Raw genomic sequence first — 24,200 nt, 5'->3', positions numbered from 1 at the left:
TTGCTGGAAGGTTTAACCTTTATCACAGTCAGTTAATCCCGTAATAAAGGAGTGTGTTATGTCTCAAACCATCGACCTGACCCTGGACGGACTGTCCTGCGGTCACTGCGTTAAACGCGTCAAAGAAAGTCTGGAACAACGTCCGGATGTTGAACAAGCAGATGTCACCGTGACTGAAGCGCACATCACCGGGAGCGCCAGTGCAGAAGCGCTGATTGAAACCATCAAACAAGCCGGTTACGGCGCGGAGTTAAGCCACCCAAAGGCTAAACCGCTGACGGAGTCATCAATCCCGTCGGAAGCACTGGCAGCGGTCCCTCCCGAGCTTCCGGCAGCTACGGCTGATGATGACAGCCAGCAGTTGCTGTTAAACGGCATGAGCTGCGCCAGCTGTGTTATCCGCGTACAAGATGCTCTGCAAAACGTACCGGGTGTCACACAGGCACGGGTAAATCTGGCGGAACGTACTGCGCTGGTAATGGGCAGTGCGTCCGCCGACCAATTAGTGAAAGCGGTGGAGAAAGCAGGTTACGGCGCAGAAGCCATTGAAGATGATGCTAAGCGTCGCGAACGTCAGCAAGAAACCGCCGTGGCAACCATGAAACGTTTTCGCTGGCAGGCGGCCGTCGCGCTGCTGCTGGGTATTCCGGTCATGGTGTGGGGAATGATTGGCGATAACATGATGGTGAGTGACGACAACCGCAGCCTGTGGCTGGCGATTGGTCTGGCAACGCTTGCCGTGATGGTTTTCGCGGGCGGTCACTTTTACCGCAATGCGTGGAAAAGCCTGATGAACGGCACCGCGACCATGGATACGCTGGTGGCGCTGGGTACGGGGGTGGCATGGCTCTATTCCATGAGCGTCAACCTCTGGCCGCAATGGTTCCCGATGGAAGCGCGACACCTCTATTATGAAGCCAGTGCGATGATTATCGGTCTGATTAACCTCGGGCACATGCTGGAAGCGCGGGCTCGCCAGCGTTCGTCCAAAGCACTGGAAAAATTGCTCGATCTGACGCCGCCGACCGCGCGTGTTGTTACCAACGAAGGTGAAAAGAACGTGCCGCTGGCAGATGTTCAGGCGGGAATGTTGCTGCGCCTGACCACCGGCGATCGCGTTCCGGTTGATGGCGAAATCACTCAGGGCGAAGCCTGGCTGGATGAAGCCATGCTGACCGGTGAGCCGATTCCGCAACAAAAAGGCGAAGGCGATAGCGTCCACGCCGGTACGGTCGTACAGGACGGCAGCGTGCTGTTCCGCGCCAGCGCCGTTGGCAGCCACACAACGCTGTCACGCATTATTCGTATGGTGCGCCAGGCGCAAAGCAGCAAACCGGAAATAGGCAAACTGGCCGACCGTATCTCCTCGGTGTTCGTTCCGGTCGTGGTCGCCATTGCGCTGATCAGTGCGGCTATCTGGTATTTCTTTGGGCCGGCTCCGCAGATTGTTTATACGCTGGTGATTGCCACCACCGTTCTGATTATTGCTTGTCCTTGTGCGCTGGGTCTGGCAACGCCGATGTCGATTATTTCCGGCGTTGGGCGTGCCGCGGAGTTTGGGGTGCTGGTACGTGATGCTGATGCGCTGCAGCGCGCCAGCACGCTGGATACCATCGTGTTTGATAAGACCGGGACGCTGACGGAAGGCAAGCCGCAGGTTGTCGCCATCAAAACGTTTGGCAACACCGATGAAGCGCTGGCAATTCGTCTGGCTGCAGCCCTTGAACAGGGTTCCAGCCACCCGCTGGCCAGGGCGATTCTGGACAGAGCCGGTGATATCTCGCTGCCGCAGGTCAACGGTTTCCGTACGCTGCGTGGGTTAGGCGTCAGCGGTGAGACGGAAGGTCATACGTTGCTGCTGGGCAACCAGGCGTTGCTCAATGAACAGCAGGTAGATACCACTGAAATGGAAGCTGAAATTACCGCTCAGGCTTCCCAGGGTTCAACCCCGGTCCTGTTGGCGATTGATGGTCACGCGGCGGCTCTGTTAGCGGTACGTGATCCATTACGTAGCGACAGCGTGGCAGCGCTCCAGCGTCTGCATCGCGCCGGGTATCGTCTGGTGATGCTCACCGGCGACAATCCAACGACCGCCAACGCCATTGCCAAAGAGGCGGGTATTGATGAGGTGATTGCGGGCGTCCTGCCGGACGGTAAAGCCGAGGCGATTAAGCGTCTGCAAAGCCAGGGGCGTCAGGTTGCCATGGTGGGTGACGGGATCAACGATGCGCCTGCGCTGGCTCAGGCTGATGTAGGGATTGCCATGGGTGGCGGTAGCGATGTAGCGATTGAAACCGCCGCGATTACGCTAATGCGCCATAGTCTGATGGGCGTGGCGGATGCGCTGTCTATCTCCCGGGCAACGCTGCGTAATATGAAGCAGAATCTGCTCGGCGCGTTTATCTATAACAGCATCGGTATTCCGGTTGCCGCTGGGATCCTGTGGCCGTTTACCGGAACGCTGCTCAACCCGGTCGTTGCCGGGGCGGCGATGGCGCTCTCCTCCATTACCGTGGTGAGCAACGCTAACCGACTGCTGCGCTTCAAACCGAAAGAGTAACCCATTGCCGTATGGCGCTCACGCTTATCCGACCTACAATGTTATCTGCACTTTGTAGGCCGGATAAGAGGATTTCGCATCGCCATCCGGCGATTCACGCATTGCACCTTCCTGGACCACGCGCTAGCATGGAAGTCTACTTAGGGAGGCCGTATGGATCTGTTGTACCGGGTAAAAACATTTTTCACCGCGCTACGCGGCAACCCCTATACCTGGCCTGCCATCGATATATCCTTGCCCGGCAACCGCCATTTTCATCTGATAGGCAGCATTCACATGGGCAGCCGCGAAATGGCGCCGCTGCCTGCCAAATTACTCAAAAAGCTCAAGCGTGCCGATGCGCTGATCGTTGAAGCCGATGTTTCCGGCGACGACGCGCCGTTTGCCAACCTTCCGACCTTTGCCGCCCTTGAAGAGCGCATCAGCCCGGAGCAGTTAGACAATCTACACAAGGTCACCAGCGAACTGGGGATTTCCCCTTCCCTGCTGTCTACCCAGCCGTTGTGGCAAATCGCCATGGTATTACAGGCAACGCAGGCGCAACAGCTGGGGCTGCGGGCGGAATACGGGATTGATTACCAACTGCTGAATGCGGCAAAACAGGCACATAAACCGGTCATCGAACTGGAAGGCGCATCCAGCCAAATCGAGCTGTTATGCCAGCTGCCCGATAACGGCCTGGCTCTACTGGACGATACCCTGACACACTGGCATACCAATGCCAGACTGCTCCAACAGATGATGGGCTGGTGGCTTAAAACGCCGCCGCGCAATAGCGAACTCACGCTACCCAATACGTTTAGCCAGTCGCTGTATGACGTTTTAATGCATCAGCGTAACGCAGCCTGGCGCGATCGACTCAGAGCGATGCCCGCCGGTCACTATGTCGTGGCCGTAGGCGCGCTGCATTTGTATGGGGAAGGAAATTTGCCGGAGATGTTACGGTAAAAAAAATGGCCAATATTTCTATTGGCCCGTCAAAGAGGAATTTCATCATTATTATGATCCCAACGCTTAAAGCGTCGGTGTAGTTCGATTGTCGCTCAAAGTCATCATCCTGCCAATACTATTGCGCAAGATGGTACTATTTTTTAGACAGACATCAGGCGTATGCTTGAGTCGTATTTTGTCTGGTCCAGGAAAATTGCTATGACACCCGCCGTTAAATTACTCGAAAAAAACAAAATTTCGTTCCAGATCCACACCTACGATCACGATCCGTCCGAGACGAACTTTGGTGACGAAGTGGTGCGCAAGCTAGGTCTGAATGCGGACCAGGTTTACAAAACGCTGCTGGTTGCCGTGAATGGCGATATGAAGCACCTGGCGGTGGCCGTTACGCCGGTGGCAGGTCAATTAGATCTTAAAAAAGTCGCCAAAGCATTAGGCGCCAAAAAAGTCGATATGGCCGATCCAATGGTTGCGCAGCGAACCACCGGCTATCTGGTCGGCGGCATCAGCCCGCTGGGGCAGAAAAAAAGATTGCCGACGCTGATCGACGCTCCCGCCCAAACGTTTGACACCATTTATATTTCCGGTGGCAAACGCGGGCTGGATATCGAACTGGCAGCGGGCGATCTGGCGAAAATTCTGGATGCGAAATTCGCCGACATCGCACGCCGTGATTAAGCGGTTGTAGAATGAATGCCTGATGGCGAGCAGCTTTAAGGCCTACAAACCGAATACTCAACAGGGCGTTATTGGTGAAGGCAGTTTGAACTCGGCCAGCGCGCAGGAACCGGAGCGTACATGTAGTACGTGAGGATTATTCGCTACGCTCCCCCTCCGGGCCGCCCTGATGGGCGTTCAAAACTCTGTGAGTTTTGTCCGAGCACTGCCCGCGTTCAAAATGGCGAACAAAATAGCCCTGTTACTGCCAGGTAACTTCGCCCTTCGGCTCATACGCGCTGGCATCCAGCGGTGAGTTCTTCTGCACGTACTCTTTCAACACTTCCGCATCAATAAACCCGGTGTTCACATAGCCTGGCTTATTGTCAATTCGCGGATAGCCATCGCCGCCGGTCGCGTTGAAGCTTAGCGTTGCCATGCGATAGGTTTTGGCTGGGTCAACGGGTTCGCCTTTGATTTTCAAATCGTTAAGCTTGCCGTCTTTCGCCACAAAGCTGACGTTGGCGAACTGCGGATAGGCCCCGGAGTCCGGCTTCATTTGCGCCACGGCGGTCAGATAGTCAATCACCTCTTTCCCGCTCATGTCGGCGTATACCACGATATTGCCAAACGGCTGTACCTTCAGCACGCTTTTATAGGTGATATCACCGCCTTCGATGGAATCACGGATGCCGCCGCCGCTCATCACGCCAAAATCAGCGCTGGTTCGCGCCATTTGCGCAGCCAGCAGCAAATGCCCCATGTTGGTCTGCACGAAACGGACTTTGCTCCGATCGCCTTCAAGGCGCGCATTGACGCTACCGATTTTCACGTCGAGCTGCGCTTTACCCTTATTCTGGAACGGCGTCAGCAGCGAAAGCATTTGCTGATTTTCAGCTATTTCTGGGGTGTAGAGTACGCGTTCACTTTTACCGTTGTCCCAGATCACTTTTTTCTTCAGGTTGACAGGGATGAGCTGGTAATTAACCATTTTCATTTCGCCGTTACGGAACTCAAAGTCCGCCCGGCCCACGTATTTCCCCCACTCATGCGCCTGCACAATCCAGATCCCATTTTGCTTGTCTGGCGCACATGGCGTACCCGGTACGTAATCAACCTGCTTCTTGTTTTCCGCAGCCATACACACCGGATCCTGCGAGTGACCACCGACAATCATCGCCAGCGATCCCGCCGGCAGGCTGCGCGCCATTTCGACATCGCCAGGGGCGTTCGATCCGTGATTGCCATTGTCATAATGCCCCATATGGGTGGTCGCGATAATGATGTCTGGCTTTTCCCCCATATTCAGTTCCTGGATTACCAGTTTGGCTTCATCGGCAGGTTTACGGAACTCAATATCGGTAAAGAATTCGGGGTTGCCAATTTTCGCCGTATCGTCAGTGGTTAAACCGAGTACGGCTATTTTTAAATCCTGGCGCTTAAAGATGGCCCACGGCTTAAACAAACGTTCGCCGGTGCTTTTCTGATAGATATTCGCCGAGAGAAACGGGAATTTGGACCATTTTTCCTGCTGACGCAAAACGGTCATGGGATTATCAAACTCGTGGTTTCCGACCGCCATCGCGTCGTAGCCAATCAGATTCATCCCGCGAAAATCAGGTTCCGCATCCTGCAGATCGGACTCCGGTACGCCGGTATTAATGTCGCCACCGGAAAGCAGCAGTACACTTCCCCCCTCCTCAGCCACCTCTTTACGAATACCGTCCACCAGCGTTTTTTGCGCCGCCAGTCCATATTCCCCGTATTCACTGCGCCAGAAGTGACCGTGATGATCGTTGGTATGCAGAATGGTAATTTTGTAGGTTTTATCTTTTTCGTACGCTTGCGCAGGCTGACCTGCCAGCGTAAATGCGGCTAATAACGCCAGCGCCACGCCCCGTTTCAAAAACTTCATATTTCTCTCCCTGAGCCAAAATCAACGACTGAAATTACAATGATATGAAATAATAGTCGAAAATGTTTTCAGAAATGAGACTTCCTTCAAACACCTTCCGCAGGTATGTTAGTCAGGTAATAATAACAAAATAGATTACCCTCATAATCGCAACCCAAACAGAAGTGACTTTCTATGGCAATAAGTGAACAAACCCAGCCTGTGGCTGGCGCGTCAGCGTCGGTTGCTAAAGCACGCACCTCATTTGGCATTTTAGGCGCGATCAGTCTCTCCCATCTGCTAAACGATATGATCCAGTCGCTGATCCTGGCGATTTATCCGCTGTTGCAGTCAGAGTTCTCACTGACGTTTATGCAGATAGGTATGATTACCCTGACCTTCCAGCTTGCTTCCTCGCTGCTGCAACCGGTCGTGGGTTACTGGACGGACAAATACCCGATGCCGTGGTCGCTGCCCATTGGGATGTGCTTCACGCTGAGCGGGCTTGTTTTGCTGGCCATGGCCGGCAGCTTCCATATGGTGTTGCTCGCCGCGGCGCTGGTTGGCACCGGCTCTTCGGTGTTTCACCCGGAATCATCCCGCGTGGCGCGAATGGCCTCCGGCGGTCGTCACGGCCTGGCCCAGTCAATTTTCCAGGTTGGCGGCAACTTCGGTAGCTCTCTGGGCCCCTTGCTGGCGGCTGTCATCATCGCGCCATATGGTAAGGGTAATGTGGCCTGGTTTGTTCTGGCTGCGCTGTTAGCGATTGTCGTCCTGGCGCAAATCAGCCGTTGGTACGCTGCGCAGCATCGGATGAGTAAAGGAAAACCGAAAGTCGCCATCGTAAATCCGTTACCGCGCAATAAAGTGGTGCTGGCGGTAAGCATCCTGCTGGTACTGATTTTCTCCAAATACTTCTATATGGCGAGCATCAGCAGCTATTACACCTTTTATCTGATGCAAAAATTCGGATTATCGGTACAAAATGCCCAGTTTCACCTGTTTGCCTTCCTGTTTGCCGTCGCGGCCGGGACGGTGATTGGTGGACCATTAGGCGATAAAATTGGCAGAAAATATGTTATTTGGGGCTCTATCCTCGGTGTAGCGCCATTTACCCTCGTTTTGCCCTACGCAACGCTGGAATGGACCGGGATTTTAACCGTGATCATTGGTTTTATCCTCGCATCGGCGTTTTCTGCCATTCTGGTCTACGCACAAGAGCTGCTTCCTGGGCGTATCGGCATGGTTTCTGGGCTATTTTTCGGTTTTGCCTTCGGCATGGGTGGCTTGGGAGCCGCGGTGTTAGGGCTGGTAGCCGACCATACCAGTATCGATTTGGTCTACAAAATATGTGCTTTCCTGCCTCTTCTGGGGATACTGACCATATTCTTACCTGATAACCGACACAAAGCCTGATTTTCTGACGGCCAAAAGTAAATTTTGGCCGTCATCACTTACAGTTGCCATCAGCCTTTACCTCTCAGATATCACCTTACTTTTCCGATCCGTGCTTTTTTACGCCTAAAATCCCGTTTTCTTCAAAATTCAATAATTATTCATAAACATAAACATCAAAATTGTCATAAACTATTACTCGTAATTTGAGTTTTCAGGATCATCACAGCAACCAAAGGAGACGGAATGCATCACGCCACCCCGCTTATCACCACCATTGTCGGCGGCCTTGTGCTCGCTTTTATATTAGGCATGATTGCCAATAAACTACGTATTTCTCCTCTGGTGGGATATCTGTTAGCGGGCGTTCTGGCCGGTCCATTTACACCTGGTTTTGTTGCGGATACCAAGTTAGCGCCTGAACTGGCCGAGCTTGGCGTAATCCTGCTGATGTTCGGCGTGGGGTTGCACTTTTCGTTGAAAGATTTGATGGCGGTAAAGGCTATCGCCATTCCCGGCGCGATTGCTCAGATAGCGGTGGCAACGCTGCTGGGTATGGCGCTTTCAGCGGTGATGGGCTGGTCGTTAATGGTAGGGATCGTGTTTGGTCTGTGTCTATCAACCGCCAGTACCGTGGTGCTACTGCGTGCCCTTGAAGAAAGACAGCTCATTGACAGCCAGCGCGGGCAAATCGCCATCGGCTGGCTGATTGTCGAAGACCTGATGATGGTACTGACGCTGGTTCTCCTGCCAGCCGTCGCCGGAATGCTGGAAAAAGAAGATGTCGGCTTCGCCTCGCTGGCCGTCGATATGGGCATAACCATCGGTAAGGTGGTGGCGTTTATCGCGATTATGATGCTGGTGGGTCGTCGCCTGGTGCCATGGATTATGGCCCGCAGCGCCGCTACCGGTTCACGTGAACTGTTTACCCTGTCAGTCCTCGCCCTCGCATTAGGTATCGCCTTTGGCGCTGTAGAGTTGTTCGACGTCTCCTTTGCGCTGGGCGCGTTCTTCGCCGGTATGGTGCTGAATGAATCGGAACTGAGTCACCGTGCGGCGCATGACACCCTGCCGCTGCGCGATGCGTTCGCCGTACTGTTCTTCGTTTCCGTCGGGATGCTGTTCGATCCGTTAGTCCTAATCCAGCAGCCGCTGGCGGTGCTGGGCACGCTGGCGATTATTATCTTTGGTAAATCCCTTGCTGCCTATTTCCTGGTGCGCCTGTTTGGACACTCCCAGCGTACGGCGCTCACCATTGCCACCAGCCTGGCGCAGATTGGTGAATTTGCCTTTATCCTGGCGGGTCTGGGAATGGCGTTAAACCTGCTGCCGCAGGCCGGACAGAATCTGGTGCTGGCCGGGGCAATCCTGTCCATCATGCTTAACCCGGTGCTGTTCGCGGTGTTAGAAAAATACCTCGCCAAAACAGAAACGCTGGAAGAGCAGACGCTGGAAGAAGCCATCGAAGAAGAGAAGCAAATTCCGGTGGATATCTGTAATCACGCCCTGTTGGTTGGCTTTGGTCGTGTCGGTAGCCTGCTGGGTGAGAAATTGATGGCTGCGGGGATCCCGCTGGTGGTTATCGAAACCTCGCGTACCCGGGTAGATGAACTGCGCGAGCGCGGGATCCGCGCAGTGCTGGGAAATGCCGCCAACGAAGAGATTATGAATCTGGCGCATCTGGATTGCGCACGCTGGCTGTTGCTGACCATTCCCAATGGTTATGAAGCGGGTGAAATTGTCGCTTCTGCACGTGAGAAATGCCCGTCGATTGAGATTATCGCCCGCGCGCATTATGACGATGAGGTGGAATATATTACCGAACGCGGTGCCAATCAGGTCGTCATGGGTGAGCGTGAAATCGCCCGTACCATGCTGGAGCTAATTGAAACGCCGCCTGCCGGGGAAGTTGCTACCGCCAGTTAATGTACGTGCCGGATAGCGCTGTCGCTTATCCGGCCTGTGCCTGATTTAACGGTCCCAGTAAGACTCCTCAAGACTGTCTTCACGTTCCGGCAAACCGCGCGTCAGGCGCGGTGAATGCTGGTTCAGCACCTGATAACTCACGCGATTAGCATATTTACACACCTGGGCTAGCGACGAATAGGTCAGCCAGGTGAACTTGTGCTTGCTGGAGTTAGGCACGTTACTGCGGTGATAGCTGTTGGCGGTGATATCATGCAACAATGCCGCCAGCGCGCCGTCACCCGCGCCGTTGGTATTCATTATCTTTTCAGGCCCGCCCATATACGGCGCAATGTGCGAATACACGCGCAGCGGATTGATACAGTCTTTATGGCGCATGGCGCGGCTGAATTCGTACTGATTAAATTCGGCAATAGCCCCGGGCAGCAGCGGATGCTGGGTTTTACGTTTAACTTCTTCTTCCGTAAAGCCCGCCATATACAGACCCGCCGGACCCGCGGTGCACAGCACCAGGTCCACCCAATCCAGCGCTTTGTCGGACGCCAGCAGCGGATCGTTCTCGCCGGTCAGCGCTTCGGCCTCTTCTTCATTCATCGCCAGAATAGAGACATGCTCTTTAAGGAACGCCTGCCACCACTGCGGGTTATCGGCAATGACGAATTTGGTGCCCAGCGTCAGTACCACCGGCACATTGTGTTTTTTAGCATATTCAATTGCCTTCATGGTCGCTTCCGGCATCGGCTCGCCCGGCTCGCAGCGCACCAGATAGGACGTCAGCACCAGCGCGGACGCTCCGGCAATCACCGATTCAGGGATGCTATCTGCCCGTAGCTTATTCATATGCCCTGGGCTGATCGCGAAGGTACGCTCACCTGACTCGCCAATCAGCGTAAAGCAGCGGCCAATCGGTCCATTAACGCCTTGCAGATAGTTCAGATCGGTACGGCTGGAGGTATTGCATAAATAGCGGTACGCATAGCTGCCAATCTCGATATTGCTGCACATCACGCCCAGCAGCACCGAGCGGTCATCCGCCAGCACGGAGTAGTTGTGCATCGTGTTACCGATAGTACCGCCCGCAAACTGATGGGTGATCAAATTTTCACGCACCAGCTCCTGATAGAGCGCTTCTGCGACATCATCGGCAATCACCAGAGAATGCCCGGCGCTTAATCCATAACGTTTTACAAAGCCATCATCCACTTTGGCTTCAATATCCACCAGCGTCTGGTCAATACCCACCACCCAGGCTGCGCTGGTTTCATTTTCTGGCTGAATTTGTTGCAGCAACGGATCGCGCGCGCTGACGGGAAAATAGTGTTTGGATTTGCGTTTACCGGGAAATTTCATGGTCGATTTTACGGGTGGTTAACTGAGCGATGCATGGTAGCACATTCCCTGCTGCGCATGCGATGCGGCGCTGAGTTTCAATATCGGACGGTGAGATCGCAGTTTAAACGGGATTAATTTCTACAATAACTCACCTTCACAAGGAGCGTTTTATGAAGCCGGAAAACAAGATCCCCGTACTCGACAAAATTTCGGATGAAATGAAAAGCGTGGTGAATTTTCATCGCGACGATTTGCCGCCGTGGCCCGCTGCCGATGACATAGTGGCCCAGCGCCAACACTATATTCATGAACGACAGCTGTGGAATGCCGATGCGCCACAGATGAATACCCGTGAATGCGTTATTTCTACCGCGTGCGGCCCCGTTGCCACACGCATTTACGCTCCGCAGCCCCATAGCCAGGCGACGCTATATTACCTGCACGGCGGCGGTTTTATTCTCGGTAATCTGGATACCCACGATCGCATTATGCGCTTACTGGCGCACTATACGCAGTGCACGATAATTGGTATCGACTATTCACTCTCGCCGGAAGCTCGTTTCCCGCAAGCCATCGAAGAGATTGTCGCCGTTTGCCAGTATTTTCATCAGCACGCTGGCGACTATTCCCTTAATGTGGATCATATTGGATTTGCCGGTGATTCCGCCGGGGCCATGCTGGCGCTGGCCAGCGCACTGTGGCTGCGGGATAAACACATTGTCTGCGGCAAGGTGGCTGGGGTGCTGTTGTGGTATGGACTTTACGGCCTGCAGGATTCACTGAGCCGACGGCTGATGGGCGGAGCGTGGGATGGTTTAACCCGCGAGGACTTGCAGATGTACGAAAACGCGTACCTGCGTAGCACCGACGATCGCGAGTCACCGTATTATTGCCTGTTTAATAACGATCTGACGCGCGATGTGCCGCCGTGTTTTATTGCCGGCGCGGAGTTTGATCCGCTGATTGACGATAGCCGCTTATTATTCCAGACGCTACAGACGCATCAGCAGCCCTGCCAGTACAAAATGTACCCCGGCACGCTGCACGCCTTCCTGCACTATTCGCGGATGATGAAAACCGCCGACGATGCGTTGCGGGAGGGCGCGCGTTACTTCAGGGCGCAGCTTTAACGGTAAGCTGCAGTCAGATTGACCATCATTTCGATATGTTCCGGCGTGGCGTTCAGCGCCGGGATATACTCATATTGCTTACCGCCAGCCTCGAGGAAAATCTCCCGATTTTGTACCGCTATCTCTTCCAGCGTTTCGAGGCAATCGACCGCAAAGCCCGGACACATAACCTGGATATGTCGGGTCCCTTTCTCCGCCAGCATTTTTAACGTTTCGTCGGTATACGGCGTCAGCCATGGTTCGCGGCCAAAGCGAGACTGGAAGGTCATCATGACTTTTTCCGGCGGCAGACCAAGCGCTGAAACCAGCTCACGCGTCGTATCGCGACAGCGCTGCGGGTAGTCATCGCCTTCATCGGCGTAGCGCTGCGGAATGCCGTGGTAGGAGAGCAGCAGTAAATCAGGTTCGCCATGCTGAGCAAATGAATCCCGGGCGCTCTTGACCAGCGCATCAATGTAGCTGCTGTCATCGGCGTAATCACGAATAAACGAGACGCCAGGAATACCGCGTTTACGCGCTAAGATGCGCGCCAGTTCATCCCAGACCGCCGCTACCGTCGAACAGGAATATTGCGGGTACAGCGGTAACACCACTATGTGTTCTACCCCGCTTGCCAGCAGCTCATCAACTGCGCTTTCGAGCGACGGTGAACCGTAACTCATCCCCAGCGCGACAGGCGTATTTGGCAAACGTTGTGCCAGCGCCTGCTGTTGCGCCTTGCTGTAGACCATCAGCGGGGAACCGTCTTCCATCCAGATTGACTGGTACAGTTTTGCCACTCGCGGGGCACGCAGCGGCAAAATAACGCCGCGCAACAGTGGCCACCACAGCGCAGGTGACGTATCGACTACGCGTTGATCGCTTAAAAACTGGCGCAGATAGCGCTTAACGGCTTCGGGGGTTGGGGCATCGGGAGTACCGAGGTTTGCCAGCAGGATACCGGTTTTCGTCTGACGCATTACCGCCTCTTATCGATTCAAATTGTTGATAATTGTAGCGGAAAAGCGATAAAGAAGAACTAATTGCTGTGAGAGGTAAGACGAGAATTTGCCGGATGGTGGTGTATACACCACCATCCGGCATTAACCGCGTTAAAAAATTAACCGAGGATTTTTTCCAGCGCTGCGCGCACGTCAGCCACGGCCTGGGTGCCGTCAACTTTCGCGTATTTGGTGTTACCCGCCTGCGCTTCTTTAGAGTAATAGCCGATCAGCGGAGCGGTCATCTGATGGTATTCCACCAGGCGCTTACGTACGGTCTCTTCCTGATCGTCTTTACGGGTGGTCAGCTCTTCGCCGGTCACGTCGTCTTTACCTTCAACCTTAGGCGGGTTGAATTTGATGTGGTAAACGCGGCCAGAAGCAGCGTGTACGCGACGCCCCACGATACGGTCAACGATCAGCTCGTCAGGTACGTCAAACTCCAGAACGTAGTCCACGTTGATGCCTGCTTCTTTCATGGCGTCAGCCTGCGGAATAGTACGCGGGAAGCCATCAAGCAGGAAACCATTACGGCAGTCTTCCTGAGCAATACGCTCTTTTACCAGCGCGATCACCAGCTCATCAGTCACCAGCTTACCGGCGTCCATGATGTCTTTCGCTTGTTTGCCCAGCTCGGAGCCAGATTTCACGGCGGCACGCAGCATATCACCGGTGGAGATTTGCGGAATACCATACTTCTCCATGATGAACTGAGCCTGAGTTCCTTTACCCGCGCCCGGAGCGCCAAGCAGAATGATACGCATTACGAAAATCCCCTTAAAGGTTGTCGATATTTTTTAAAAAGCGCTAAACGATACCACCATCACGCAATTGGCTCAAGGAAGACGCCCGACGCTGAAACGGTTAACGGAGGAAAATGAAGAAAAGAGAGGATAAAAAAACGCCCGATGGCGCTACGCACATCGGGCTTTCATAAGCTGCCTGCTCGTTGGCCGGATAAGCGTTAGCGCCATCCGGCATTACATTACGGCTATCAGGACACCAGCAACTGGTTCATACGACGGATGAACTGGTTCGGATCTTCCAGCGTGCCGCGCTCGGCAAACAGCGCCTGATCCAGCAGCAGTTCAACCCACTCTTTGAACTGCGCTTCATCCTGGGTATCCGCCGTGCGTTTTACCAGCACGTGGTCTGGGTTCAGTTCAAAGATGTATTTCACTTCCGGTACGGCCTGGCCCGCAGCGGCGAACAGTTTCGCCATCTGGGTGCTCATTTCGTCCGCATCGGTGGTGACGATGGCCGGCGTGTCGGTCAGGCGGTGGGTCAGTCGCACTTCTTTTACGCGGTCGCCCAGCAGGGTTTTCACGCGCTCAACGAACGGCGTCAGCGCTTTTTCCGCTTCTTTTGCCGATTCGTCAACTTCATCCGCCAATTTGTCGATGGACTCGTCAGCTTTGGCGACGGACTGGAATGCCTTACCGTCGAACTCGGTCAGGTAGTTCATCATCCACTCATCGATGCGGTCAGAAAGCAGCAGAACTTCGATGCCTTTCTTACGCAGCAGTTCCAGGTGCGGGCTGCTCTTCGCCGCCGCATAGCTGTCTGCAGTGATGTAGTAAATTTTCTCCTGCCCTTCTTTCATCCGCGACACGTAATCTTCCAACGACACGGTTTGCGCGGAGGAGTCAGTGTGCGTAGACGCGAAGCGCATCAGTTTAGCGATCGTTTCCTGGTTGGCATGGTCTTCCGCCGGTCCTTCTTTCAGCACCAGGCCGAACTGTTTCCAGAAGGTCTGGTATTTTTCCGCGTCGTCTTTCGCCAGTTTTTCCAGCATCTGCAGTACGCGTTTGGTCAGCGCGCTACGCAGGTTACGGGTGACGGTGCTGTCCTGCAGGATCTCACGAGAAACGTTCAGCGGCAGATCGTTGGAATCTATCAGGCCGCGCACAAAGCGCAGATAGTTCGGCATGAACTGCTCGGCGTCGTCCATGATGAACACACGCTGAACATACAGTTTCAGCCCATGCTTGTGATCGCGGTTCCACATATCCCACGGTGCCTGGGACGGGATGTACAGCAGGCTGGTGTACTCCTGCTTACCTTCCACACGGTTGTGGCTCCAGGTCAGCGGGTCAGTGAAGTCGTGGGCGATATGCTTGTAGAATTCGTTGTACTCGTCGTCTTTGATTTCCGACTTGTTACGGGTCCACAGCGCCTGCGCCTTGTTGATCTTTTCCCAGGAAACCACGGTCTCGCCGTCTTTCTCTTCGGATTTTTCGATCTCTACCGGCAGCGCGATATGGTCGGAATATTTGCTGATGATGGAACGTACGCGCCAGTCATCCAGGAACTCGTCTTCGCCTTCGCGCAGATGCAGAGTGATTTCGGTGCCGCGATCGTCTTTGGTGATGTCGGCTACGGTGTACTCGCCTTCGCCCGCAGATTCCCAGAACACGCCGTTTTCCGGTTTATCGCCCGCAGCGCGGGTACGTACGGTAACTTTGTCCGCCACGATGAACGCAGAGTAGAAACCAACCCCGAACTGGCCGATCAACTGGCTGTCTTTCGCCTGATCGGAGCCCATGGATTCGAGGAAAGATTTGGTGCCGGATTTTGCAATGGTCCCCAGATGATCGATAACGTCATCGCGGTTCATCCCCACGCCGTTATCGGCAATGGTCAACGTACGCTTATCTTTATCGAAGGAAACACGTACACGCAGCTCACCATCACCTTCATACAGATCCGGGTTAGACAGAGCGCGGAAACGCAGCTTGTCTGCCGCATCCGAGGCGTTAGAGATAAGCTCACGCAGGAAGATTTCTTTATTGGAATACAGAGAATGGATCATCAGGTGCAGAAGCTGTTTTACTTCTGACTGAAAACCACGAGTTTCTTGTCCTTTCATGTAGATCTACCTCAACAATGCCATTTTCAATGGTAAAAACACGTTGAGGGTGAAATGGGGACAAGCGGGAAGGATTTCAAGCGGAAGCCGCCGTCGCGGCCTCCGTTTGTTCAGAATTTAATCTTGTGTCGTCCTGCCAGAGAGTGCGACAGCGTGGTGCCATCGACCATTTCCAGCTCGCCGCCTACCGGAACGCCATGGGCGATACGGCTGGCTTCAACGCCATACTGCATGCAAAGCTCAGCAATATAGTTGGCGGTCGCCTCTCCTTCGACCGTGGGATTGGTCGCCAGGATCAGTTCGTTGATTTGCTCAGACGCCAGTCGCTGTTCGAGACGATCCAGCCCGATATCATCAGGGCCAATACCGTCCAGCGGCGACAGGTGTCCCATCAGCACGAAGTAACGTCCGGAAAATTGCCCAGTTTGCTCAATGGCGTAGATGTCCGCCGGACTTTCCACCACGCAAATCTGACCGTTCTCCTGGCGACGCGGGTTCGAGCAGATGTTGCAGACGTCCTGCTCTGTGAAGGTGCGGCAATCGGCACAGTGGCCGATTTCCGACATCGCCTTCGTTAACGCCTGCGCCAGACGCATCCCGCCGCTGCGATCGCGCTGAAGCAGCGTGAACGCCATGCGCTGCGCAGACTTCGGGCCAACGCCCGGCAGACAGCGCAATGCTTCCATAAGCTGAGTTAACAGCGGGCTGGTTTGCATCAGAACGGCATCTTAAAGCCAGGCGGCAGCTGCATTCCGGAGGAAACAGAAGCCATCTTCTCTTTCTGCGTCTCTTCAATGCGACGCGCCGCGTCGTTGAATGCCGCAGCGACAAGGTCTTCCAGCATTTCTTTGTCGTCTTCCAGCAGGCTTGGATCGATCTCCACGCGACGGCAGTTGTGCGCGCCGTTGATGGTCACTTTAACCAGGCCCGCGCCAGATTCACCGGTCACTTCCAGCTTGGCGACTTCTTCCTGCATCTGTTGCATTTTTTCTTGCATCTGCTGGGCCTGTTTCATCAGGTTACCCAGACCGCCTTTACCAAACATAGGCTTCTCTCTCAATCACGTTAAGGGATGACGACCGTCAAACCATTAGGCTCACGATCAAATGGGGCGAATACTCTCTTCGTCCAGGTCCGCATCGAAAAAACGACGCAGCGTCTGAATGTTATTATCCGCAATAATCGACTCACGCGCCTGCGCGAGCTTCTCTTCATAAATGGCCTGACGCCACTCCAGCGGCGTACGCACCGCTGGATTATCATCTTCAACGATGGTCAATTCAACCGTTGACCCCGTTAAGGAACTCAGTGCTTCAGCCAGTTTTTGCTGCGCGCCGCTGGAATTAAGGTGTCGCTGCGTGGAACGCAGGTGCAGGCAAACCACGTTGCCATTCTCTTCTTTCCAGGCATTGAGCGCCACCTGCTCCACCAGTTTTGGCAACGAGAGCTGGCTTACCTGCGCAGCCCACGGGTCGCGTTCAATGGCTTCAGCCGCAAGCTTTGCCGCCAGCTCCGGCGTTTTTTCATGCTCAAGCGCTTTTTTCAGCGCTTTCGGCGTGGCGACGACTTCTTTAACTTCTGCAACAGGATTGGTCGCTTTCCAGCGATACGCTTCTTTCTTCGCTGGCGCTTTTTCCAGCGCAGAAACTGCCGGACGCGCCTGAACACGTTCCGACACCGAAGCCAGTCTTTCCAGCGCAGCATTATTCACCGGCCGCGCGCGGGAAGCGGCTGCCGGTTCACTCTTTTTTGGTTTGGTTGCTCCCTGAGCACGTTGCAACTGACTGCGCGCCGCCAGCACCTGGCTGGTGGCATCGGAGAGCGGCACATTCTGTTGCTGTTGCGCAGGCGCTGGCTGCTGCTGCACCTGCGTCGGGGTCATCACCGCAGTGGGTGCGACCGGGGCAAACGACTGTCGCTGGACTTCAGGTTCCGGGAGCGGCATGCGCGGATGAAAAGCCAGCGCACGCAGCAGCGTCATTTCGACGCCCATTCGCCTGTCCGGCGCATACGGCAGTTCTTTGCGCCCGATTAACAGAGTCTGGTAGTAAAGCTGCACATCGGTTGGCGGGACGATCCGCGCCAGCTCGCGCATACGCTGTTCAATGGCGGCCATATCGCTACCGAGCGCGGCGGGTGAAAGTTGAACCATAGCAATACGGTGCAGCAAAGCCGACATCTCAACCAGCAGCGCTTCCCATTCGATTCCACGCGCAGCGGCATCGTTAACCAGCGTCATAACGCGTTCACCGTCCGCAGCCACAACCGCTTCAACAAGCGAGAGCGCCTGGTCGTCGTCCAGCGTGCCGAGCATGGTGCTGACCGCGTCGGTCGAGACCTGACCATCGCCGCTGGCGATCGCCTGATCGGTCAGACTCAGCGCATCGCGCAGGCTACCGTCCGCGGCGCGAGCCAGCAGTTGCAGCGCACGTGGTTCATGCGCGATATGCTCTTCTTTGAGAATATGCTCAAGCTGATGACGAATCTGATCGACATCCAACGCTTTAAGATGGAATTGCAGACAGCGCGACAGGATAGTCACCGGCAGCTTCTGCGGATCGGTAGTCGCCAGCAGGAACTTAACGTGCGCGGGCGGCTCTTCGAGCGTTTTCAGCAAGGCGTTAAAACTGTGGCGCGACAGCATGTGCACTTCGTCGATCAAGTAGACCTTAAAGCGACCGCGCGCAGGCGCATACTGGACGTTATCCAGCAGGTCACGGGTGTCTTCGACTTTGGTGCGTGAGGCGGCGTCGATTTCAATCAGATCGACAAAACGCCCCTGCTCGATTTCGCGGCAGTTATCGCACACGCCGCACGGCGTCGCGGTGATGCCGGTTTCACAGTTTAATCCCTTCGCCAGCAAACGGGCGATAGAGGTTTTCCCGACGCCACGGGTGCCGGAAAACAAATAAGCATGATGAATACGCCCTAGCGACAAGCCGTTCGCCAGTGCCGTCAGCACATGTTCCTGGCCGACGACGTCAGCAAAGGTTTGTGGGCGCCATTTTCGGGCTAAGACCTGATAACTCATTGGCAGGCTCTGAAAGGCTGGAGGGTGGATTCACAGGGGGATAATGCTAACACAACCTCGCAGCGACGGCGAGGTTGTGTGTCTCGGTATTACTTCAGCCGGGATAAGATAGCCCGACTTAGTGGCCTGGGAATGGAACCAGGCTATAACAGGTCAGCCCCTGTTTTTCCAGACGCTGTTCGCCGCCCAGATCAAACAGGTTAATGATAAAAGCGGCATCGGTCACTTCACCACCCAGACGGCGGATCAGTTTCACGGTCGCTTCAATCGTGCCGCCGGTTGCCAGCAGATCATCCACAACCAGGACTTTATCGCCAGGTTTGATGGCATCAACGTGGATTTCCAGCTGATCGGTGCCGTATTCCAGTTCATAGCTCTCAGCAATAACTTCACGCGGAAGCTTACCGGGTTTGCGTACTGGAACAAAGCCGACGCCCAGACCCAACGCTACCGGCGCGCCAAACAGGAAGCCACGCGCTTCGGTGCCAACCACTTTTGTGATACCCGCATTTTTGTAGCGTTCAACCAGCAATTCAATGCTGAGGGCGTAGGCTTTCGGGTCTTCCAGTAAACTGGTGACATCACGAAAGAGAATGCCCGGTTTTGGGTAGTCGTGGATGCTTTTGATGCTATTTTTGAGAAACTCAAGCTGCTGTGCAGTCGCGGTCATAAGTTTGTGCCTGATTAATACAGTATTACTTCACGGCGCACTATACACTTCATCCTCGACGTATCTTGAATGATTTTGTGTCTATATATGAGTCAAGGTTACACTTGCTTAACCTTTGACCACCTGCGCCTGTGCTCGAAAACGGTCGAATTTACTGACTGTGGGAGACAATTGCAACAGCGTTTATTGCGCTTTACTGCTTTTGTTGTTTTTCATCAATCACCGGGATCCGCCACATAAAAATCAGTAAACAGGCGAGGATGACCAGCAGCAGGCCGCGTACCCACATCATATTGACCAGCCACAGTGAGATACCAAACGTCACCAGGATCAACAAAATAGCGCGCGGCTTCGCTCCCGGCGGCATCGCGCGGTGTTTTTGCCAGTGGCGCAGATACCCGCCGAACCACGAACGGTACAGCAGCCAGTCGTGAAAACGCGGCGATGAGCGGGCAAAACACCAGGCAGCCAGAAGTATAAACGGCGTCGTCGGCAACAGAGGCAATACAACGCCCAGCGTACCTAGCACTACCGCTATCCAGCCAATGATGATTAGAATAATGCGTTGCATAATATGAGTACTTAACACAGAGAATCGCTACTTTAGCATAACAGTTCTCATTTTCATCGGAGTGTTGTCGTGAAAACCGTCATGCTGCTTCAGACGCTCGAAAACCAGCTTAACCGCCTACGCCAGCGTTGTGCCCCGCTGGCGCACCATGCAACGCTTAGCGCCCGCTTTGACAGACATCTGTTTCACACCCGCAGCACGTTGCTGCAGGCCTGTCTGGATGAAGCAGATGATAATCTCGCGGCCCTGCGCCGCGCAGTCGAGCAGCAGCAACTACCACAAATTAGCTGGCTTGCGGAACACCTTGCCTCACAGTTAGAGGCGATTTCACGTGAAACCGCCAGTTGGTCGCTCCGGGAGTGGGACAGCGCATCTCCAGGTCTTGCGCGCTGGCAGCGCAAGCGAGTACAACACCAGGAGTTTGAACGCCGTCTGGTTGAAATGACGCGAGAACGCAAAGAGCGCCTGGCTCAGGCTACCGGCTTTGAAGAACAGCAAAAACTGCATCGTGAAGTAGAAGCATTCGAAGCGCGACTCGCGCGTTGTCGTCATGCACTGGCAAGAATAGAAAACGTGCTGGCGCGTTTAACCCGCTAATCCCCGGAGAATTTATGTCATTAGAGAACGCCCCAGACGAGGTCAAACTGGCCGTCGACCTGATTGTTTTACTTGAAGAAAATCAGGTTGCGCCTGAAACAGTGCTGAAGGCGCTAGAGATTATTAAACGGGATTACGAAAGGAAACAGCTCTCTTCTTCTAAAAAAGCGCTATAGCTGAAATGCCTGATGGCGTTGCACTTATCAGGCCTACGAATGAATCAAAGCTCGCGGGCCTGATGATTTTTTCTATTAACCTACCGAAGGCGTCGGATCGTCACCCTTGATGATGTCACGCTTAACCTCAGTCACGGTGTCGCCTTTCGCATTATGCAGGTGCACTTCGAGCTGGTTAAAGGCAATATCAATGTCGTTTTCACGGCACAAACGATCCACCGCACGGTTAAGTTCATCAACCGTATGACTACGATCGCGCAGTTCACGTACGTATAAACGCAGTTCATGATCCAGCGTACTGGCGCCAAAGGCGGTAAAGAACACCGCAGGCTCCGGATCGTGCATGACTTTCGGGTGTTCCATCGCCGCCTGCAGCAACACTTTCTTCACTTTGTCCAGATCCGAACCGTAGGCCACACCAATGCGGATCACCAGACGCGTGGTGGTATCAGAGAGCGACCAGTTAATCAAACGCTCCGTCACGAATGCTTTGTTCGGGATGATCACTTCTTTGCGATCGAAGTCGGTAATGGTGGTGGCACGGATACGGATCTTGCTGACCGTTCCTGAAAACGTACCGATAGTCACGGTATCGCCGATGCGGACCGGACGTTCAAACAGAATAATCAGACCGGAAACAAAGTTACCGAAAATTTCCTGCAGACCAAAACCAAGACCAACCGACAGAGCAGCTGCCAGCCACTGTAGCTTATCCCACGAGACGCCGAGCGATCCGAAGACCGTCATCGCGCCGATGGCGATGATGGCGTAGTTAAGGATCGTAGTGATCGCATAGGAAGCGCCCTGACGCATCTTCAGTCGCGAAAGCACCAGCACTTCCAGCAGGCCGGGTAAGTTACGGATCAGCGCCCACGCGACCATTGAGGCAATAATCGCAAACAGCAGACTGCCCATGGTGACGTCTTTCACCACCGCAGCCCCTGCTTCGGTGCCGTTGTAATGCCAGAGCGTTATGCTGTCGAGGTAGCTGAATACGGTTATCAAATCAGACCAAATAGCCCAGAACAGAACCCCAAACAGGGCAACCATCACCAGCATGGTGATACGCAGCGTTTGCTGGTTAACCTGCTCCAGCGCAATGGTCGGTTCTTCCTGTGGTTCTGCGCCTTCAGCCCCTTCTTTAACCAGGTTCTGACGACGCGCCAGCGCACGACGCCAGGCAATACGGCGTGCCGCTACGCTCAATCCACGCAGCACCGTCTGGTACAGCAGGTTCCAGAGGATAACCAGATAGACCGTTTCAATCCAACGACCGGCCAGGCGCAGCGTGGTGTAGAAATACCCTGTCGCCGTCAGCACCATTAGTGCAATCGGAATAATAGACAGCACGGTAATGGTGACCAGACGTAGACCATGCGACTCTTTGTCACGCCAGCTTTCGCGGCACATTGGCCATACCAGAAAGGCGATCAGCAGCAGGTTGAGGAAAATGACCACCTGGCCAAGCACATCGTCCATCAAATTAAGCGGCGACAGCTCAGCAATGACCGACCAGAAGTTGAGCGGCAACAACGCAAGGCTGATACGAACAATCTGGCGGCGCCAGTGGCTGGTCTGCTGCGCTGGCATGCCAAAATGACGAATCGCCACGCCATCTTTTTCCAGCACCTTCCAGCACAGACCAAACACCAGCCAGAAGATGGTCATCTTCTTGCTAAACGCCCACAGCAGGTCACTGATATTCAGCTGCATGGTCAGCAAAATCAGGCCCACCGCGAGGATAATCAGACATGCCGGCAAGGCTCTGATGAGATCGATCAGAATTGCTTTGGGTGTATTAAGCTGGCTGTCGTTACGCAGGTTCCCCACCGCGGCGGCTAATTTTGCCTGATAATCCTTCAGCCACCTCAAACGCCAGCGGATTAACCCGGCGATAAGCAGCAGCGGCAGCCCTGCCAGGAACGCAATAAATACGGCTGGCCAGGCTTTTTCCCAGTTCACCGTGATTTTCATCGACTTAAACTGGTCTTTTAGCGTTTGTGGGAAGGCTTTGATCCAGTCCCAGTCCATCGGACGGTTACTGTTAACCCAGAAAATTTGCTGCGTGAGGATCCCTTTCAGGTTTTTCGACACGCTCATTAACTGTTGCTGGTTGATTTGCAGATTAATCGCCATCATCAACTGGTTGCCCAACTGCTTATTTAGCTGATCCAACAGTTCACGACGCATATCCACGACCTGCATCAGGGCATCGTGGACTTCAGGATTAACTTCGTTGCTGTGCCCTTCTTCCAGTTTGGCGACAAACGCATCGTTCTGGAACAACGCATCACGCTGCTGGTTGACCTCGAACTGCTCCAGACGCAAATCGGCGATCCGGTTGGTCATATCGGCAAGCTCATCTGCCGACGGCAGCGTTTGTTGTTGCTGATATAAAATGCGCGACAGCAGCAGACTGCCTTTCAGAACGGCGATCTGCTCTTTAATGTTGCGTTCGGATTGCAGGGCGCGGTCAAGCCAGTTTTTAACTTTGATATTTTGCTGCATCAGGCTGTTGCCGTTTTCAGTCGCGGCAATCAGGCGCTGGCTGAGCTGATGGTTAACATCAAGCTCCTGCTTCACTAACGGATTGGACTGGATACGCTCGGCTTCGTCCGGCGTTACCGCCTCCTGCGCCGTCTTTTCGGTTAACGTCAGTCGTTTGCTGTTCACCGCTTCTTGCAAGAGCTGAAGCTGATGTTCAAGGCGGTTACTGTTCGCCGTCACGTAATCGCGTTGTTTTTGCAGGGTGTCCTGCAAAACCGTATTACCTTCGAGGCTCTTACGCTGCTGGTCGATCTGCGCATTCAGCAGCGCCTGCTGCGCCTGCAGCAGCACCTGCTGGCTGGGGCGTAAAGCCGCCTCTCCCACACTGGTGCCATCAAGTCGATTGCGAATTTGCTGCATCTGTTGCGACGCAGTGTACATCGCATTTTGTACGCGCTCTGGCTGCGTCTGCAGCGACACCAGTTGGCTGTTGTAAGCGGCAAGATCGTTTTGCGAACTTTGCAGGTCATCCAGAACCTGCGCCACGCGCGACTCAAGCTGTCGTAAGGAGAGCGTACTCAGCGTTTTTCGCGTTTCATCGTCATTATCAACATCGCTAAGCGAATTTAGCGCATCCGTCGCCTGACGCATTTTTTCCGGCGCCTGGGCAACTTTCTGCCGAAGCTGTACGGTTTCATCCTTCACGCGATCGATTTTATCCAGCGTGGCAATGGTATCGATGAGATCTTGTTGGACCAGCTTATCCTGCGCGGAGAGATCTTTTTGTTTATTCAGCGTGTCTAACTGGCTCTGAATATCCGCTTTCGTCGGCAGTTCACCACTCTGTTGCGCCCGCGCAAATGCAGATGACTGGCAGGATAGCAATAGAATGAAGAAAAGAATGGTAATAGCAATAAGATGCTGTGAACGTTTATAGAGCTGCAACATAGTCATGAGAATGAACGTTTCTGAAC

At 54.2% G+C, this 24,200-nt stretch carries 19 protein-coding genes and 1 other annotated feature; of the genes, 8 read left to right on the top strand and 11 right to left on the bottom strand.

All coding sequences use genetic code 11. The features are described from left to right. Positions 1-58: 58 nt before the first annotated feature. The 3 genes from copA (at position 59) to ybaK (ending at position 4,189) form a co-directional block, all read left to right on the top strand. Positions 59-2,560 carry a copper-exporting P-type ATPase CopA gene (copA, locus tag LA337_05405; protein UBI17137.1) on the top strand — a complete coding sequence of 834 codons (2,502 nt, stop codon included), beginning with the start codon at positions 59-61 and terminating at the stop codon, positions 2,558-2,560. A gap of 153 nt (positions 2,561-2,713) precedes the next feature. Next, positions 2,714-3,508: a TraB/GumN family protein gene (locus LA337_05400; protein ID UBI17136.1), complete on the top strand. Its 795-nt coding sequence runs from the start codon at positions 2,714-2,716 to the stop codon at positions 3,506-3,508. 201 nt (positions 3,509-3,709) lie between these two features. After that, positions 3,710-4,189 (top strand): Cys-tRNA(Pro)/Cys-tRNA(Cys) deacylase YbaK, encoded by a 480-nt coding sequence (gene ybaK / locus LA337_05395; protein ID UBI17135.1) that lies wholly within the window; start codon positions 3,710-3,712, stop codon positions 4,187-4,189. 241 nt (positions 4,190-4,430) lie between these two features. On the opposite strand, the gene ushA is transcribed toward ybaK, so the two are convergent. Further along, positions 4,431-6,083: a bifunctional UDP-sugar hydrolase/5'-nucleotidase UshA gene (gene ushA, locus LA337_05390; protein ID UBI17134.1), complete on the bottom strand. Its 1,653-nt coding sequence runs from the start codon at positions 6,081-6,083 to the stop codon at positions 4,431-4,433. Between the two features lie 174 nt (positions 6,084-6,257). On the opposite strand from ushA, the gene fsr reads away from it, so the two are divergent. Beyond that, positions 6,258-7,478 carry a fosmidomycin MFS transporter gene (fsr, locus tag LA337_05385; GenBank protein UBI17133.1) on the top strand — a complete coding sequence of 407 codons (1,221 nt, stop codon included), beginning with the start codon at positions 6,258-6,260 and terminating at the stop codon, positions 7,476-7,478. A gap of 225 nt (positions 7,479-7,703) precedes the next feature. Further along, a complete protein-coding gene (locus LA337_05380) occupies positions 7,704-9,383 on the top strand; it encodes a Kef family K(+) transporter (protein ID UBI17132.1) in 1,680 nt (559 codons plus the stop codon). Positions 9,384-9,428: 45 nt separating this feature from the next. Here the strand turns inward: LA337_05380 and gsk are convergent, their stop codons facing one another. Then, entirely contained in the window at positions 9,429-10,733 is a 1,305-nt protein-coding gene (gene gsk, locus LA337_05375) for an inosine/guanosine kinase (protein UBI17131.1), read from the bottom strand. A gap of 152 nt (positions 10,734-10,885) precedes the next feature. Between gsk and aes the strand changes: the two genes are divergently transcribed. Beyond that, positions 10,886-11,845: an acetyl esterase gene (aes, locus tag LA337_05370; protein UBI17130.1), complete on the top strand. Its 960-nt coding sequence runs from the start codon at positions 10,886-10,888 to the stop codon at positions 11,843-11,845. Here the strand turns inward: aes and hemH are convergent. The 8 genes from hemH to LA337_05330 all read right to left on the bottom strand — a co-directional run bounded on the left by hemH (position 11,842) and on the right by LA337_05330 (position 19,966). Beyond that, positions 11,842-12,804 (bottom strand): ferrochelatase, encoded by a 963-nt coding sequence (gene hemH, locus LA337_05365; protein ID UBI17129.1) that lies wholly within the window; start codon positions 12,802-12,804, stop codon positions 11,842-11,844. The genes aes and hemH overlap by 4 nt on opposite strands. 140 nt (positions 12,805-12,944) lie before the next feature. Continuing rightward, positions 12,945-13,589, bottom strand: coding sequence for an adenylate kinase (gene adk / locus LA337_05360; protein ID UBI17128.1), 645 nt, complete (start codon positions 13,587-13,589; stop codon positions 12,945-12,947). Positions 13,590-13,819: 230 nt separating this feature from the next. After that, positions 13,820-15,694: a molecular chaperone HtpG gene (htpG, locus tag LA337_05355; GenBank protein UBI17127.1), complete on the bottom strand. Its 1,875-nt coding sequence runs from the start codon at positions 15,692-15,694 to the stop codon at positions 13,820-13,822. A 110-nt stretch (positions 15,695-15,804) separates the two neighbouring features. After that, the gene (gene recR / locus LA337_05350) at positions 15,805-16,410 is read right to left on the bottom strand and encodes a recombination mediator RecR (protein ID UBI17126.1); all 606 of its coding nucleotides are present in this window, start codon (positions 16,408-16,410) and stop codon (positions 15,805-15,807) included. Continuing rightward, on the bottom strand, positions 16,410-16,739 hold the full coding sequence (locus LA337_05345; GenBank protein ID UBI17125.1) for a YbaB/EbfC family nucleoid-associated protein: 330 nt from the start codon (positions 16,737-16,739) through the stop codon (positions 16,410-16,412). The genes recR and LA337_05345 overlap by 1 nt, the downstream gene beginning before the upstream one ends. A gap of 57 nt (positions 16,740-16,796) precedes the next feature. Then, entirely contained in the window at positions 16,797-18,725 is a 1,929-nt protein-coding gene (gene dnaX / locus LA337_05340) for a DNA polymerase III subunit gamma/tau (GenBank protein UBI17124.1), read from the bottom strand. Next, positions 17,400-17,464, bottom strand: a sequence feature (DnaX frameshifting element). It overlaps the preceding gene by 65 nt. A gap of 118 nt (positions 18,726-18,843) precedes the next feature. Beyond that, positions 18,844-19,395: an adenine phosphoribosyltransferase gene (gene apt, locus LA337_05335; GenBank protein UBI17123.1), complete on the bottom strand. Its 552-nt coding sequence runs from the start codon at positions 19,393-19,395 to the stop codon at positions 18,844-18,846. Between the two features lie 193 nt (positions 19,396-19,588). Further along, entirely contained in the window at positions 19,589-19,966 is a 378-nt protein-coding gene (locus LA337_05330) for a DUF454 family protein (protein UBI17122.1), read from the bottom strand. Between the two features lie 69 nt (positions 19,967-20,035). Between LA337_05330 and priC the strand changes: the two genes are divergently transcribed. Continuing rightward, positions 20,036-20,563 (top strand): primosomal replication protein N'', encoded by a 528-nt coding sequence (gene priC / locus LA337_05325; protein UBI17121.1) that lies wholly within the window; start codon positions 20,036-20,038, stop codon positions 20,561-20,563. 14 nt (positions 20,564-20,577) lie between these two features. Beyond that, positions 20,578-20,739 (top strand): pleiotropic regulatory protein RsmS, encoded by a 162-nt coding sequence (rsmS, locus tag LA337_05320; protein ID UBI17120.1) that lies wholly within the window; start codon positions 20,578-20,580, stop codon positions 20,737-20,739. Between the two features lie 75 nt (positions 20,740-20,814). Here the strand turns inward: rsmS and mscK are convergent, their stop codons facing one another. Beyond that, entirely contained in the window at positions 20,815-24,180 is a 3,366-nt protein-coding gene (mscK, locus tag LA337_05315) for a mechanosensitive channel MscK (GenBank protein UBI17119.1), read from the bottom strand. Positions 24,181-24,200 lie beyond the last annotated feature (20 nt).

The organism is Citrobacter europaeus (assembly GCA_020099315.1).
Lineage (GTDB): Bacteria > Pseudomonadota > Gammaproteobacteria > Enterobacterales > Enterobacteriaceae > Citrobacter > Citrobacter europaeus.
This window is presented reverse-complemented; position numbering and strand designations above follow the sequence as displayed.